The 14494-nt window shown below is 58.9% G+C and carries 16 protein-coding genes and 1 riboswitch; of the genes, 15 read left to right on the top strand and 1 reads right to left on the bottom strand.

Annotated elements, in window-relative coordinates; genetic code table 11:
* The first annotated feature begins 24 nt into the window (after nt 1–24).
* Entirely contained in the window at nt 25–1194 is a 1170-nt protein-coding gene (locus BCM02_RS32775) for a DUF4832 domain-containing protein (RefSeq protein ID WP_187434541.1), read from the top strand.
* Between the two features lie 91 nt (nt 1195–1285).
* Here BCM02_RS32775 and BCM02_RS32770 read toward each other — a convergent pair whose 3' ends face one another.
* Complete coding sequence (locus BCM02_RS32770) at nt 1286–3187, bottom strand: DUF4832 domain-containing protein (protein ID WP_148933343.1); 1902 nt, start codon at nt 3185–3187, stop codon at nt 1286–1288.
* Nucleotides 3188–3258: 71 nt separating this feature from the next.
* Nucleotides 3259–3347, bottom strand: a riboswitch (cyclic di-GMP riboswitch).
* 424 nt (nt 3348–3771) lie between these two features.
* Between BCM02_RS32770 and uxuA the strand changes: the two genes are divergently transcribed.
* The 14 genes from uxuA to BCM02_RS32700 all read left to right on the top strand — a co-directional run bounded on the left by uxuA (nt 3772) and on the right by BCM02_RS32700 (nt 14391).
* Nucleotides 3772–4824 (top strand): mannonate dehydratase, encoded by a 1053-nt coding sequence (gene uxuA / locus BCM02_RS32765; RefSeq protein ID WP_148933342.1) that lies wholly within the window; start codon nt 3772–3774, stop codon nt 4822–4824.
* 17 nt (nt 4825–4841) lie between these two features.
* The gene (locus BCM02_RS32760; RefSeq protein ID WP_148933392.1) at nt 4842–5750 is read left to right on the top strand and encodes a sugar phosphate isomerase/epimerase family protein; all 909 of its coding nucleotides are present in this window, start codon (nt 4842–4844) and stop codon (nt 5748–5750) included.
* Nucleotides 5747–6916, top strand: a complete 1170-nt coding sequence (locus BCM02_RS32755; RefSeq protein WP_148933341.1) for a Gfo/Idh/MocA family protein — start codon at nt 5747–5749, stop codon at nt 6914–6916. Before BCM02_RS32760 ends, BCM02_RS32755 begins: the two co-directional genes overlap by 4 nt.
* A gap of 104 nt (nt 6917–7020) precedes the next feature.
* Nucleotides 7021–8112 carry a Gfo/Idh/MocA family protein gene (locus BCM02_RS32750; protein WP_148933340.1) on the top strand — a complete coding sequence of 364 codons (1092 nt, stop codon included), beginning with the start codon at nt 7021–7023 and terminating at the stop codon, nt 8110–8112.
* 79 nt (nt 8113–8191) lie between these two features.
* Nucleotides 8192–9148: a helix-turn-helix domain-containing protein gene (locus tag BCM02_RS32745; protein ID WP_148933339.1), complete on the top strand. Its 957-nt coding sequence runs from the start codon at nt 8192–8194 to the stop codon at nt 9146–9148.
* Nucleotides 9149–9232: 84 nt separating this feature from the next.
* On the top strand, nt 9233–10003 hold the full coding sequence (locus tag BCM02_RS32740; RefSeq protein ID WP_148933338.1) for an SDR family oxidoreductase: 771 nt from the start codon (nt 9233–9235) through the stop codon (nt 10001–10003).
* A 120-nt stretch (nt 10004–10123) separates the two neighbouring features.
* The gene (locus BCM02_RS32735; RefSeq protein WP_148933337.1) at nt 10124–10528 is read left to right on the top strand and encodes a YkvA family protein; all 405 of its coding nucleotides are present in this window, start codon (nt 10124–10126) and stop codon (nt 10526–10528) included.
* 217 nt (nt 10529–10745) lie between these two features.
* On the top strand, nt 10746–11285 hold the full coding sequence (sigY, locus tag BCM02_RS32730; RefSeq protein ID WP_246183661.1) for an RNA polymerase sigma factor SigY: 540 nt from the start codon (nt 10746–10748) through the stop codon (nt 11283–11285).
* Complete coding sequence (locus BCM02_RS32725) at nt 11282–11716, top strand: YxlC family protein (protein WP_148933336.1); 435 nt, start codon at nt 11282–11284, stop codon at nt 11714–11716. Before sigY ends, BCM02_RS32725 begins: the two co-directional genes overlap by 4 nt.
* Nucleotides 11704–11928, top strand: a complete 225-nt coding sequence (locus BCM02_RS32720; RefSeq protein WP_148933335.1) for a sigmaY antisigma factor component — start codon at nt 11704–11706, stop codon at nt 11926–11928. The genes BCM02_RS32725 and BCM02_RS32720 overlap by 13 nt, the downstream gene beginning before the upstream one ends.
* A 58-nt stretch (nt 11929–11986) precedes the next feature.
* On the top strand, nt 11987–12193 hold the full coding sequence (locus BCM02_RS32715; RefSeq protein WP_187434540.1) for a PLD nuclease N-terminal domain-containing protein: 207 nt from the start codon (nt 11987–11989) through the stop codon (nt 12191–12193).
* Nucleotides 12190–13122, top strand: coding sequence for an ABC transporter ATP-binding protein (locus BCM02_RS32710; RefSeq protein WP_148933334.1), 933 nt, complete (start codon nt 12190–12192; stop codon nt 13120–13122). Before BCM02_RS32715 ends, BCM02_RS32710 begins: the two co-directional genes overlap by 4 nt.
* Nucleotides 13119–13886, top strand: coding sequence for an ABC transporter permease (locus BCM02_RS32705; protein ID WP_148933333.1), 768 nt, complete (start codon nt 13119–13121; stop codon nt 13884–13886). The genes BCM02_RS32710 and BCM02_RS32705 overlap by 4 nt, the downstream gene beginning before the upstream one ends.
* A gap of 124 nt (nt 13887–14010) precedes the next feature.
* Complete coding sequence (locus tag BCM02_RS32700) at nt 14011–14391, top strand: ATPase (protein ID WP_148933332.1); 381 nt, start codon at nt 14011–14013, stop codon at nt 14389–14391.
* The last annotated feature ends 103 nt before the right edge of the window (nt 14392–14494 follow it).

Genomic DNA, 14494 nt, shown 5'->3' with positions numbered 1-14494 from the left:
CATGCCAATTTGACGTGGCGAGACTTGGAACCTGAAAAGGGACGATTCGCCTTCGAAGAAATCGAGCAGACGTTCCATTTTGAGGAATGGCGGGCGCAAGGGGTTAAAATCAATCTTAGAATCGTGCTGGATTACCCGTCCGATGTATCCCATATGGATATACCGGATTGGCTGTACGAGGAAATAGACGAAGCCGGCGTTTGGTATGACGACGAATACGGTCAAGGGTTTAGCCCCGATTACGCGAATACGATTTTAATCCGCTATCACGAACGGCTTATTGCCGAAGTTGCGCGACGTTACAACGCGGATCCTCTAATTGCCTTTGTACAGCTTGGCAGCATCGGGCACTGGGGAGAATGGCATACGATGGATGAAGGCGAAAATCCGATCGACTTTCCCGGGCAGCGGGTAACCGACCAATACGCAGGTCATTACGTTCGGTATTTTACGAATAAACCGCTGCTGATGCGCAGGCCGCACGAGATCGCGCTCAACCATAAAATGGGGCTTTATAATGATGCGTTCGGCAAAAGAGATGCGACGGTCGACGGATTTTACGATTGGTATAAGAATGGCTACGTCTCCTGGTTAACCCAAAAGAAGGAGCCGGCGATGCCCGACTTTTGGAAGAATGCTCCAAGCGGCGGGGAATTTAGCGCTAACGTGCTGAATTACTTCAGCGATGCGCAAATCAAGGAGACGCTTTATCAAGCCCAATTAACGCATGTTTCGTGGATGGGGCCGAATTCGCCGGTCAGAGCAGAAGCGGGCGGACCGCTGCAGGCGAATATCGACCGGTTCTTGAAGACGATCGGCTATCGTTTCGTTCTGTACAAAACGGTCTATGAAGAAATACGAAAGCCCGGGGATACGCTGCATATCCGCCTGCTGGCGAAGAATAAGGGCATTGCCCCGTTCTACTTCCGGTGGCCGTTGGAACTTACGTTGGCGGATGCATCCGGGAAGGTCGTGAGCTCCATTCGAAGCGGGGCCGATATCCGAAAGTGGCTGCCGGGCACGAATGAGGCGATCGTTCATTTGCCCATAGCGCGAGGGCTTGCTCCGGGAACGTATGAGCTATCCGCTGCAATCGTAGATCCCGTCACGGGTCAGCCCGGGATCGATTTCGCGAATGAAGGCAGAACGACGGACGGCAGATATAAGATCGGAGAGCTGGAGGTCATCCAATAAGTGTAGCTTGAGGGTTAGATGAATACGCACGCTAAAACGGCCTTGCTCCCGGTTACGAGGGAGAAGGCCGTTTCGTTTTTCGTTTTTGCGATTAGGCTTCAAATCGGATCTCGTCAATCCAGATCGTGCCTGTATACCCGTGCCAAAACGTCATCTTCAGCGCTTTTGGGGAAGCCAGATTAACGCCGCTTGCTTTCAAGTCGATCACGATGTCGGCATACTCGGTGGCGATGACCGAGGAGGACCATTTGGAGAGGAACTTGTTTACGCCGCCAAGCTGCAGTTTAACATGGTTTTCTTCGCCGCCGGCGCTGCCCTTAACGCGAATGATCATCTTCTTGTAGCCGCTCAGATTGATGTTCTTCAAATCGCTGCCGAAATATCCATCGCCCCGGTAGTTCAGCATTAGCGCTCCGTTATCGATACTGCCTCCGCCGTTGTCAAAGGAGTTGGCGCCGGTCCACAATCCCAAATCATTGGTTCGCGACCATTGATCCGCTTCGTTGAAGTTATCCAGCATCATGCTGGCCGCCGGATCAACCGGAGCAGATGGCGCAGTCGTCGGCAGGCCGGTAGACGGAGCGGACGGCGCTTCGGGTACGATCGCGGTTGAGCCTAGCGTCATCCAGCCTTCCGCATCTTGATCTTGTCCCTCGGTGGCAAACCGTACCGGCGACCCGTTGGGGAGCGGATTGACAACGCGGAGCGCGATTTTGTAGGTGCCTTGAGGAAGGCCGCTCATGTCGATGTCCAAGAAGCGCGTCACGGCTTCAGCCCCTGGTTGAATCTCCGGCAGATTCAGATTTATGCCGCCCGCAGCGCGAACGATCGAGCCGTTCGAACCCAGCAGTCCGATTTCGGTTTGCCAAGGATAATAGAACGGCGCGTTGCCTTTGTTTTGAATTTGTACGCCGACCTGAACCGCGCCGTTAGCGATAGTTCGCGGAATATTAACGGCGGGGATATGCAGTTGATACCCTAACGAATTATGGGCGTTAAGCGATTGCGTTAGTTCCGAACCGGCGACCTCGTGATCAAACACGTGGTTGTTGATCATCCATGAAATATGGGTAGCATCGACGGAAGCTTGGAATCCTTGACCTTGATCGCCGCCGGCGAAGATGCTGGACTGCAACTCGGGCCTAAGCTCGCCGCCCACGGCATGGGTTCTCCATTGATTAGAGAGCCCCGCAAGCTGCAAGGAAGGAGCGAACTGCCAAGTTTCGGGACCGATTGTACTATAGGCGAAGGAATCGTCATGAAAGCCGAATTGCTGGAGCAGCGAAGTCGACGCGGCTCCTTCGGTTGTGTTGCGCAGAAGGATCTGCGTATGCGAGAATGCATCGCGGTAAGCTTCAAGCAGGCGGACTTGATTAGCGGAGCTCATGGACCAATTCGCAGTTCCGGTACCGCTATCGTAAGGATAGACATGCCATTCGCCCCAAAAGCCGTACAAGCCGGCCGTAATATAACCGATGCGAGGGTCGCGGTCGTATTTCTTGCCGAAGGCTCCGATAAAATTGGTCATGGCGGTCAGCAGCAATTCGTTATTCCAGTCCGGCGCCATGCTTGTCTCATTATCGAATGCGCTATAGCTGCGCATGGGAACGCCGGCGTCGATCAGAAACCGGGGAACGCCGATAGCCTCGCCGGGATAGTCGAGATAAATACGGAAGACGGCTTGATGGCCACGGCTTGCGGCTTCGTCGAGCTTTTTCTCAAGCGGAGTCCAGTTGAAGGTCTGCATGCCGGTTTGAAGGCTGCTCAGCGGAAGGCTGAACCACTCCATGCTGTGCGGGAAGGAAGAATTTGCGGCGTCGTAGGGGACAAAACCTTTAAGCGGGTTAACTTCGAGCCCCTTGGTATAGGGCGCGTAATTGAGCGCGGCCCAGTTGGATGCGCGATCGGCGGAAGCGTGGGCGGCCGTTTGAACGAATAAGGTCTGAAACAGTAAGCAACATGCGAAGACGGTAAGCATGAATTTCGTTTTCATCGCGCTAATTCTCCCTTGGTCATGATTGAGTGTGAGGAGCGCGACGCATTGGATAAGAAAAGCCAACGGCGTCGAGCAGCCCGGCTGTCATTCCTGTTCAACAGGAGTAGACCCGTGGCTTTGCGTCCCCGACTTTCGTACGGGTTTGCCTTTTTTCAGCACATTGGCTGAGTACATAGTCTTAATTAAATAGATCATAACACGAGTCTAGAAGCTCGTAAATCGGTGTTGGGGACATTTTGTTATTCTTTGTCTACTGTTGTCGAATTTAATCCAATAGGGCCAGCGTCGCGCAAGCGGATTTGAGCTGCAGTAGCGAGCTCAATCCACTTGACCCAATCCGCGATCTATAATCATCGACTTCACGAATTTTTCTCCTTCTTCGATCGAACGCTTCTCACGAAAGACGGAGCCCCCTCAACCAGCTTAACTCTCAGCATCCAATCCAGCCATTCATTTGACTGTGGTTAATCATCTTACTCCTCGGCCGTCCGCTAGCGGGCAACGGGTGCTACAATCGGGATAGAACGTGACGACCTGCACCATGCAAGCGTCCATATCGCCTATTGTAAGGAGAGAACCCGATGAAAATGACTTTCCGGTGGTTCGGCGAATCCGACCCCGTAACGCTCGGCGCCATCCGCCAAATTCCGGGCATGCACGGCATCGTGACCGCGCTGTACGACGTGCCCGTCGGCGAAGCCTGGCCGCTCGACGCGATCCGCAACCTGAAGATCACGGTCGAGTCGCACGGCTTTGCGCTCGCCGTCATTGAAAGCGTTCCCGTCCACGAAGACATCAAGCTCGGGCGTCCGTCCCGAGACCGTCTCATCGATAATTACAGTCAAACGATCCGCAGACTCGGCGCGGAAGGCGTGCCGGTCGTCTGCTATAACTTCATGCCCGTCTTCGACTGGACGCGTTCCCAGCTTGCGTACCGGCTGCCGGACGGCTCGACGACGCTGACTTTCGAGGACGAGACGATCGCCCTGATGGATCCGGTGAAGGGCGATCTGTCGCTGCCCGGCTGGGACGAGAGCTATACGAAAGATCAAATGCAGCAGCTGATCGACAGCTACAACGGCGTTACCGCGGAGGATCTATGGCAGAACCTCGCGTATTTCCTGGAACGGATCATCCCGGTCGCGGAAGAAGCGGGCGTCCGCATGGCGATCCATCCGGACGATCCGCCGTGGCCGATTTTCGGCTTGCCGCGCATCGTGAGCAACCGGGAGCAGATCGAGCGGCTGCTCCATCACGTCGACAGTCCGGCGAACGGGCTGACCTTCTGCTCCGGCTCGCTTGGGGCGGATGCGGACAACGATCTGCTGGCGATCATCCGCGAATTCGGCGGCCAAGGCAAAATCCATTTCGCCCATACCCGCAATATCCTGCGCACCGGACCGCGCTCGTTCCAAGAATCGTCGCACCGGTCCAGCGACGGCTCGGTCGACATGGTGCGTGTGCTGGAAGCGCTGTGGGAGACTGGTTTCGACGGTCCGCTTCGGCCGGATCACGGGCGCATGATTTGGGGCGAGCAGGGCCGTCCGGGCTACGGGCTGTATGACCGCGCGCTCGGGGCGACCTATTTGAACGGCATTTGGGAGACGCTGGACAAAACGAGAACGAGAGGATGACGGGCGTGAGCGATGGAATCAAACTGTCGATATTCACGGTAGCCGCGCCGGACTTGACGCCGGATCAGCTGTGCGAAGCGGCTGCCGCCAGCGGCATCGAAGGCATCGAGTGGCGCTGCAAGGAGACGGACGAGGCGGTCCGCGCGCAGCAGGCGTCGTTCTGGGGCAACAACTTGTGCACGATCGCCCCGAGCGCGGGCGAGGACGATATCAAACCGTTCGATGAGGCGGCGCGTCGTCATGGCCGGCAAGCGATCGCGCTGACGCCGTATATCTCGGCCGGCGACTTGGAGGCGACCGAGCAGGTATTCCGTCTTGCGAAGCGGCTTGGCGCATCGATGGTGCGCGTCGGCGTGCCGGGTTATAACCGGACGGCGAACTACAACGATTTGTTCGAGCAGGAGATTCGCTATTTAACCGAGGTGGAGCCGCTTGCCAAGGATTACGGCGTCAAGGCCGTCGTCGAGACGCATCACGCCACGATCGCCCCGAGCGCGTCCTTGGCCTACCGGCTTGTTAGCCGGTTCAACCCGGATCACGTTGGCGTGCTTTATGACCCGGGCAATATGGTGCATGAAGGGTTCGAGAATTACCGGATGGGGATGGAGCTGCTCGGCCCTTATTTGGCGCACGTTCACGTCAAGAACGCGGTCTGGCTGCCCGCGGCCGATCACCCGAACGCGCCGAGCGCGGCCAAGAGCGGCGTGCCGGAGGCCGAACCGCTGAACACGCTGCCGTTCGCATGTTCCTGGCGACCGCTTGCCAGCGGCATCGTGCCGTGGAAGCAAGTGCTGGCCGATCTGAAGGCAGTCGGATACCAAGGCTGGTTCGGCGTGGAGGATTTCAGCCAAGCATACGATACGAGGACGATGCTGGGCGTCTACGCCAAGCAAATGCGCGCATGGACGGAGGAGCTGCAAGCATGACGGAGGTTCGTTACGGCATTATCGGCATCGGCAATATGGGGGCGGGGCATGCCCGCAGTCTGATCGAGGGCAAAATCAAAGGCGCGAAACTGACGGCGGTGTGCGACGGCATGCCCGCGAAGCGGGATTGGGCGCGCGAGCAATTGGCGGGCGTCGCGGTCTACGAGAACGCGGAGCAGATGCTCGAATCGGGTCTGGTGGATGCGGTTATCGTGGCAACTCCGCATTACGACCATCCGCAGGAAGCGATTCGGGCTTTCGCCAAAGGCGTGCACGTGCTGATCGAGAAGCCGGCCGGCGTGTACGCGAAGCAGGTGCGGGAGATGAACGAGGCGGCATCGGTCGCCGCGAAGGAAGGCTTGAAATTCGGCATCGTGTACAATCAGCGGACGAATCCGCTATACCGGAAGCTGCGCGATCTCATCGCCGCCGGCGAGCTCGGCGAGATCCGCCGCACCAACTGGATCATTACGAACTGGTACCGTTCGCAAGCTTATTACGATTCGGGCTCGTGGCGCGCGACGTGGAGCGGCGAGGGCGGCGGCGTGCTCATCAATCAATGCCCGCATCAGCTCGACCTGTGGCAGTGGACGATCGGCATGATGCCGACGCGCATTCGCGCGTTTTGTCATTTCGGCAAGCACCGCAGCATCGAGGTGGAGGACGACGTGACGGCTTATGCCGAGTACGAGAACGGCGCGACGGGCGTGTTCATTACGACGACGGGCGAAGCGCCGGGCACGAACCGGTTCGAGGTCGCGGGCACGCGGGGCAAAATCGTCATCGAGAACGACGAGATGACGTTCTGGCGGCTGCGCGAGCCGGAGCCGGACTTCAATGCGCGCAATACGGAATCGTTCGCGACGCCGGAATGCTGGAAAGTGGACATTCCGATTCACGGCACCTCTTCCGGCCACCCGGGTATTATTCAAAATTTCGCCGATGCCATCCTGCATGGCACGCCGCTGATCGCGCCGGGCGAGGAAGGCATTCACGGACTATCGATCTCGAACGCGATGCATCTGTCCACATGGACCGACGGCTGGGTCGACCTGCCGTTCGACGAAGCGCTCCATGAGGCGGAGCTGAATAAGCGCATCGAGGCGTCCTCGGTCCGCAAAGCGGAGACGGCCGGGAAGCCGGCGGATTTGACGGGCACGTATTAAGCAACCGGTTACAACGATTCCCACGAGATGAGACGCGTCGATCTTGGCGCATAAGCGGAAGCCGGGCGCGAGCCCGGCGATCCCGACGAGAGGAGCGAGGGCGAATGGCTGCATCCTTTGAACGCGGAGACGGTATGAATTACGCTCCCGTATCGGTGAAGAAGCCGGAGTCGGTATGCGGTCCGGGCGAATTCACGTTCGCCGCGATGGCGCTCGACCACGGGCATATTTACGGCCAGTGCAACGGCCTGCTGGAGGCTGGCGGTACGTTGAAGTGGGTGTATGACCCCGATCCGGCCAAAGTGGCCGCTTTTCTGAAGACCTACCCGAACGTGCAGGCCGCATCGTCGCCGGAGGCGATATTGGAAGATCCGTCCGTCCGCATGGTCGCCGCGGCGGCAGTGCCGTCCGAGCGGGCGGCGCTCGGCATGAAAGTCATGGCGCACGAGAAGGATTATTTTACCGATAAGACGCCGTTCACGACGCTGGAGCAGGTCGAGGCCTCTAGAGCGCAAGCGAGCGCGACGGGACGCAAATATATGGTCTATTACAGCGAACGTCTTCACGTGGAGAGCGCCGTCTACGCGGGTAAGCTTGTGCGGGAGGGCGCGATCGGCCAAGTGGTGCAAGTGCTCGGGACGGGTCCGCATCGGCTGAACGCCTCTTCGCGGCCGGACTGGTTTTTCCGCAAGGCGCAATACGGCGGGATCCTATGCGATATCGGCAGTCACCAAATCGAGCAATTCCTCTACTATGCCGGCTGCCAAGACGCGAAGGTGCTGCACAGCAAGGTGGGCAATTACCGCAACCCGGATTTCCCGGAGCTCGAGGATTTCGGCGATGCGACGCTGGTCGGCGACAACGGGGCGACGAACTATTTCCGCGTCGACTGGCTGACGCCGGATGGTCTGGGCACCTGGGGAGACGGAAGAACCGTCATTCTCGGCACGGACGGGTACATCGAGCTGCGCAAATACATCGACATTGCCCGCGACAAACGGGGGGATCACGTCTACCTCGTTAATCATGAGGGCGAGCATCATTTTCAGGTGGGCGGTCAAGTCGGCTATCCGTTCTTCGGCGAGTTGATTCTCGATTGCCTGAACCGCACCGAGCAGGCGATGACGCAGGCGCACGCGTTCAAGGCGGGCGAATTGTGCGTGCGGGCGCAGCAGCAGGCGCTCCAAGTCCGTTAGCGCCGCAGCGCCCGAACCGGCTCTGGCTTCCGTTCCGGCCCAATTCCATGCTGTTCCCCCCTTTGGCGATCATGGTAAAATGGGAGAAAACGAGGCGGCGGCATTCAACGTGCAAGCGCCGTCCGAACTGGAGGAAGCCTGCGTGCCGGCACCGGTCCATCAATCCCAATGGCTGTCGCCCGTCGAGATGCTATACCGGAACGACGCCCCGATGGCGGGTGCGCAGTTTCATTCGCATCCGTACTACGAGATCTACTATTTTCAAGGCGGCGAGTGTAATTATTTGATCGGCGACAAGCTGATCGCGCTCAAGCCCGGCGACTTGATTCTCATGCACGGCATGACGCTGCACTGCTCCAACCCGTCGCCGCACCAGCCGTACGTCCGGTCGATCCTCCACTTCGAGCCGGCGATGATCGGTAAGCTGCTGCGTCCCGAAGCGGCGGCGCATATGCTGCAGCCTTTCGAGGAGCTGCGCAATATCCGGTTATCGCTCAGCGCGGCGCAACAGGACGAGTACGAAGCGCTGCTCGCTCAGCTTCACGTCCTGTATCGGGCGCGCAAGACGGAAGGCGCGGGAGCGGGAGCCGACCGGTTCACCTTCCGTTTTCTCGACGTGCTGGCGCTCATTCGGGAATGGTGCGACGGTCCGACAGGCCAGCATGAGCACGACTCGCTCAAAGAACGCCATGTACAGTCGGTCGTTTCTTATATTGAAGAGAACTACGCCAGGGAGCTTACGCTGGATATGATCGCGGGCGCGCTGCATCTGACGAAGCCGTATTTATCTCACCTGTTCAAGGAAGTGACGGGCACGACCGTCTTCAAATATCTTTATAACCGTCGGCTGAACCAGGCCAAAATGCTGTTCCGGCTCGAGCCGCACCGGAGCGTCTCGGACGTCTGCCGCACGGTGGGGTTTCGGCATTTGGCGCATTTCAGCAGGCTGTTCAAAGCGGCGGAAGGCCAGTCGCCGGAGCAATACCGCAAAGGCATGGCGATGCGCGGCGGTCTCTCCGCAAGCCGGGAGGCGTAACGCATCCGCATCGCCGCTGCCGATTGTTAGCGCGGCACCGGTTTTTCTTTCGCCCTTGGACCGATACTTAAGGAGGCACGAAGCATGGCGGCAAGCCAGCTATTCGATTTGACCGGCCGCACGGCCGTAATACTGGGCGCGGGCAGCACGCTCGGCCGCGTCATGGCGGAGGCGCTGAGCGATCACGGCGCGGACTTGGCGCTCGTCGCCCGCGATCCGGCGAAGGCGGAACCATTCATCCGACACTTGTTGGAAGAACGCGGCCGGCTGTTTCAGGCGGACGTCACGAGCAAGGCGGACCTGCTGCGGGCCGTGGACGAAATCAAGGCGTGGCGAGGGACGCCGGACATCGTGCTGCACGTGGCCGGGGCGAATAGCGCGACGCCGTTTTTCGAGATCGGCGAAGACGAATGGGATCGTATCATGGACGTGAACGCCAAGAGCGTCATGCTAGCCTGCCAAGCGTTCGGTCAGGTCATGATCGAAGCCGGGCGCGGAGGGAGCATCATCACGGTCAGCTCGGTGTCGTCGGCGCCGCCGCTCTCCCGCGTCTTTACGTATTCCGCCTCCAAGCATGCCGTTAACGGGATGACGCAATTTCTCGCCCGGGAGTTCGCGCCGCACGGCATTCGCGTCAACGCGATCATACCGGGCTTTTTCCCGGCCGAACAGAATCGCGCGATTCTCTCGCCCGAGCGCGTCGAGAGCATCATGCGCCATACGCCGATGAACCGGTTTGGCGACCCGAAGGAGCTGCAGGGGGCCGTCGTCTGGCTTGCCGCCGAAGCGGCGTCCAGCTTCGTCACAGGCTCGCTGATTCGCGTGGACGGCGGGTTCGGCGCGATGACGATTTAGCGGGCACGCCCATCTTCCCTCCACCTTCCAGGGAACCTGCGATTGAGCCGCTTCGTATATGAGGTAAGTAACGTTATAGCTCATATACGATTCGCATCAATAGCACGGGAGGGGAAGCCGATGAGTACGCAGCACGCAATCGAGCCGGCCGCGCAGGCCGAATCTCGGGCGACGGAAGGAACGGGAGTGCCGGACATTCCGTCGCCTTACGATCCGAAGCAGGAACAGTACGTCCGGAAGGGCTTCTTTCGGAAAATGAAACGCTTCGCCGGCAAAGTCCCGTTCGCCAAAGACGCCGTGGCGATGTATTATACGGCGATCGACAGCAAGACGCCCTTGTACGCCAAAGGGATTGCCTTCTCGGCGCTGGCGTATTTCATTTTGCCGGTCGATTCCATTCCCGACGTCCTGGTGGGCCTCGGGTTGACGGATGACCTGGCCATCATCGCGGCAGCGGTGAAGGCGCTCGGATCGAACGTCAAAGATCATCACCGCGAGAAGGCGGAAGCGTTATTCGACAATTGATAGGAAAGCAGCGACGCGCGAGCGGCCCCGGGGCCGCTCTTTTTCTGTTGGAGGGCAAGACTAATGAACAGCGGACGAACGCAGGCAAGGCAAAGTAGGTATCATCCGTTATACTGAAGGACGACGAAAGAAACTCGAAAATAATTTCGCCGGGGTCGTGAACATTTTCGAACACCTAAGCGTCACATGGCCAGACAGAGAGAAAGGGGAGGCGCGCATGGATGCAATCGCGGGGACGATGGACGAAGAGACGGCGGTGAAACTTGCGGTCCGCGGCGACGAACAGGCGCTGGCCAGGCTGCTGCGGGACAACTACGCGCTGCTCTACCGCTATCTCCTCAAAGTGACGATGCACAAGGCGATGACGGAGGATTTGGTACAGGAGACGATGGTGAAGGCGATCGAGCGGATCGGCACGTTCCAGCGCAAATCCAAATTTTCCACGTGGCTGATCACGATCGGCACTCGGCTCTATATGGACGAAATGCGCAAGAAGCAGCGGGAGCGCAAGTGGCAGACCGGCGAGCAGGCGCTGCAGGCGATTCGCTTCGAGACGGCGCTGCGGCAGGAGGAATGGCCGGAGATGCTCGAGGCGCTCGGCACGCTCAGTTACGATATTCGGGTACCGGTCTTGCTGAAATACTATTACGGTTATGCATACGACGAGATCGCGACGCTGCTCGACATTCCGCTCGGCACGGTCAAATCGAGGCTGCATAACGGCCTGAAACAATTGCGAAAGGAGCTGGGACGATGACGAAGGAGCGCAAGGATAAGGACGTTCAGGCCGAGAAGCCGCGTAAGACCGGCTCGAATGGATCCGTACACGATGACAATAGTCGGTTAGTCGAAACGACGACCCCGGCCGAGGCGCAATGGGAAGGGATGGAACAAGAACTAACCGCCGCGCTGGAGCGGTGGGATGCCCGCATCGAGCCGCCGCTTCCGCCGATGGCCGCATTCGAGCAGCTCGTCGGGGAGCAACGCGCGCGCAGCCGCAATCGTTTATGGCGCGATTTGTTTGCCTTCTGGGCCGTGGCGGCGCTCATTCTCTCGTTGATGGTCCTGGTGGTCGAGAGCAGCATAATCGGGTTCGTCATCTTGCAAGCGACGGTATTCGTGGCGGCTATCGCGTTCGTCGCGACCGGCGTGCGGTCGAAGGAGGAGGCGGGCGAATGGAGGACTTAGAGAAACTCGGGGGCGTTCCGGTCTGGCTGCTGGTGCTGATCGGCGCCGCGGCGCTGTGTCAATCGACGTGGCTGTTCATCGACGCGAAGCGGCGGAGCCGGTTTCCGTGGTTTTGGGGATTGTGGGGACTGATCCAAATCCCGATGCCGTTTATTATTTATTGGATCGTCGTGCGTAAAGGCTGGCCGAGACCTAGGCGCCATCGCGAATAAGAGACGATGCAGTACGCTAATCACCTTAAATCACAAATAAGCGAAGGAGCGTGTGGCTATGAACGAGATGTTGGATTCGCGATTGTGGGCGATCATTGCCCCCTTGTTGGGGCTGCAGCTAATTCTCATCGTAACGGCGTTAATCGGTTGCGCGAGAGCTGTGGAGACGCGCGGGCCGAAGTGGGTATGGATGCTGATCATCGTATTCGGGAACGTGCTCGGACCTGTCTTGTTTTTCGCGGCAGGAAGGCGTTCAAGCCGATGATGAGAGGCGGGGATGTGTTGAACGTAACGGCGCTGACGAAGCGTTATGACGCTAAAACGGTGGTTGAATCCGTAAATTTTACGCTCAGTAAAATGAGGTGCACGGCGCTGCTCGGTCCGAACGGCGCGGGCAAAACAACGACGATTCAAATGCTCGCGGGCTTGCTTCGGCCTTCATCCGGACAGATTCGTCTGCTTGGCGATGCGAGCGATTCGGATCCGCGGCGCTCGATCGGTTATTTGCCGCAGCATCCGGCCTTCTATGCGTGGATGAGCGGTCGCGAATATATGATCTATGCCGGCCGCCTTTGCGGGCTGACGCGCAAAGCCGCGTCCGGAGCGGCGGAGGAATTGCTTGCTCGCGTCGGGTTGGCCGATGCCGCCCGGGAGCGGATCGGGGGCTATTCCGGCGGCATGAAGCAGCGGCTAGGGATTGCGCAGGCGCTCATTCATCGTCCCAAGCTGCTCATTCTGGACGAGCCGATGTCCGCGCTGGACCCGATTGGCAGGCGTGAAGTCATGGCGCTGCTCCGGGATATCAAACGCGAGACGACCGTGCTTTATTCCACGCATGTGTTGCACGATGCCGAGGCGCTGTGCGACGACATCCTCATTTTACGTCAAGGCGAACTGGTCGAATCCGGGCCGTTATCCGAAGTGCGCGATCGGAACAGACAACCGGTTATTGTCGTGGAGACGGAGAACGATGAAGCGTCCCGCGGTTGGATGGAACGTTGGCTGCAAGGGACGAAGGCGGACGTCTTGAACGCCGATCGGGTCGAACGCGGCATGCGTCTGGTCGTGCGGGACTTGGAAGCGGCGCGGGAGGCGCTTCTGCTGGACATCGCCCGAGCGGGCGTGCGAATCACGCGGCTGGATATAGGGCAAATGTCGCTGGAAGATATCTTTATGAAGGCGGTGGCGGAATGACGGTTTGGTGGGTGCTGGTACGGAAGGAATGGCGAGAGCTGCTGCGGAGTTACAAACTGTTATGGGTGCCGGCCGTGTTCCTCCTATTAGGCGGTTCGCAGCCGGTGGCGATGTACTTCATGCCGGAGATCATCGCGCGCTCGGGCGGTATGCCGGCTGGCGCGCTCATCGAGATACCGACTCCGCAAGCCTTTGAAGTGCTGGCGCAGACGCTGCAGCAATTCGGTCTTCTCGGTCTCCTCGTGCTCGCCCTGGCCGGAATGGGCGCCGTCTCCGGGGAGCGGATTGCCGGGACCGCGATCATGACGCTGGTCAAACCCGTCTCGCCTACAGCGTACGTGACCAGCAAATGGGCGGCGCTGCTTTCGTTGACCTCCATCGCGGTCGCAGCCGGATATGGGGCGGCGTTGTATTATACGTCCGCGCTTTTCGGCTCCGTGTCATGGAAGGATGCGCTGCTCGCGCTGATTATATTCATGATTTGGACGTGCGTCTTGATTACGATGACGTTGGCTTTGAGCGCGTTTCTGGGCAGCGGCGCGGCGGCTGCATTCGTCTCGCTGGCGGCTGCCGTGGTCGTCGTATTATTGACGGGCGCCTTTCCGGACGAGCTGCATTGGAGTCCAGGCGCGCTCCCGGGTTTGGCATCGCGCGTATTAGCCGGAGAAGGCTGGCCCGCCTATGGCTGGGCGCCGCTCATCGCTGCCATTTCGCTCCTATTCGTCTCGCTGGCGGCAGCTGTCAAATTCGGTCGTTTTACCTGATGGCGATACCGCCTTCCGCCTCTCGCCGCGCATTTCTGCAAATTCCCATCGGAGTTGGACTTCCCTGCTATTTTCTAGTAGGATAGAAGAATAGAAACGAGCTAGTAGAGGCAGGGGTGCGGATATGCTCAAATTGGGGCAGAAGATCGTCGTTGTTTCCGATACGTTTGAACAGAACCTCCCGATCGGGGAGTATGGATATATTATCGCTTTCGACCGCAACGCGGACAATGCTTTCGATTACGTCGTCCGGGTGCCGAAGTTGAACCGCAATTTCTACGTGCCGGCCGAGGACGTGGAGCTCGAGGAAGTGCTGCTGACGCTGGAGGCCGAGCGGATCGAGCGCGAAGCGTTGATCGACTTTGCGCTGGCGACCCATAACGAGGAGCTGTTCCGGCGGATCATGAACGGCGGAGAGCAGCCGGAAGAAGCGGCCGTTGGCGACAACGAAGTGCAGACGAAGGAAGATTTTATTCGTCAGATTCATTTGAAGGCGTGGATTTAGACGAGTGATAGGGAGGGCGTCCGATAGATTTCGGGCGTCTTTTTTATTTTTGAGCGTGCCGGAACAACCGCGTAGAGCCCCGCCAATTTGGCAGGGCTTCTTG

It is taken from the genome of Paenibacillus methanolicus, from assembly GCF_008124765.1.
Lineage (GTDB): Bacteria > Bacillota > Bacilli > Paenibacillales > Paenibacillaceae > Paenibacillus_Z > Paenibacillus_Z methanolicus.
The sequence above is the reverse complement of the archived record's forward strand: the minus strand, read 5'-3'. Positions and strand labels throughout refer to the sequence as shown.

Coding starts and splice junctions, on each gene's coding strand:
- BCM02_RS32770 (WP_148933343.1), bottom strand. CDS start 3,187: ATGAAAACGAAATTCATGCTTACCGTCTTCGCATGTTGCTTACTGTTT.
- uxuA (WP_148933342.1), top strand. CDS start 3,772: ATGAAAATGACTTTCCGGTGGTTCGGCGAATCCGACCCCGTAACGCTC.
- BCM02_RS32755 (WP_148933341.1), top strand. CDS start 5,747: ATGACGGAGGTTCGTTACGGCATTATCGGCATCGGCAATATGGGGGCG.
- BCM02_RS32750 (WP_148933340.1), top strand. CDS start 7,021: ATGGCTGCATCCTTTGAACGCGGAGACGGTATGAATTACGCTCCCGTA.
- BCM02_RS32745 (WP_148933339.1), top strand. CDS start 8,192: ATGGGAGAAAACGAGGCGGCGGCATTCAACGTGCAAGCGCCGTCCGAA.
- BCM02_RS32740 (WP_148933338.1), top strand. CDS start 9,233: ATGGCGGCAAGCCAGCTATTCGATTTGACCGGCCGCACGGCCGTAATA.
- BCM02_RS32735 (WP_148933337.1), top strand. CDS start 10,124: ATGAGTACGCAGCACGCAATCGAGCCGGCCGCGCAGGCCGAATCTCGG.
- sigY (WP_246183661.1), top strand. CDS start 10,746: ATGGATGCAATCGCGGGGACGATGGACGAAGAGACGGCGGTGAAACTT.
- BCM02_RS32725 (WP_148933336.1), top strand. CDS start 11,282: ATGACGAAGGAGCGCAAGGATAAGGACGTTCAGGCCGAGAAGCCGCGT.
- BCM02_RS32720 (WP_148933335.1), top strand. CDS start 11,704: ATGGAGGACTTAGAGAAACTCGGGGGCGTTCCGGTCTGGCTGCTGGTG.
- BCM02_RS32715 (WP_187434540.1), top strand. CDS start 11,987: ATGAACGAGATGTTGGATTCGCGATTGTGGGCGATCATTGCCCCCTTG.
- BCM02_RS32710 (WP_148933334.1), top strand. CDS start 12,190: ATGATGAGAGGCGGGGATGTGTTGAACGTAACGGCGCTGACGAAGCGT.
- BCM02_RS32705 (WP_148933333.1), top strand. CDS start 13,119: ATGACGGTTTGGTGGGTGCTGGTACGGAAGGAATGGCGAGAGCTGCTG.
- BCM02_RS32700 (WP_148933332.1), top strand. CDS start 14,011: ATGCTCAAATTGGGGCAGAAGATCGTCGTTGTTTCCGATACGTTTGAA.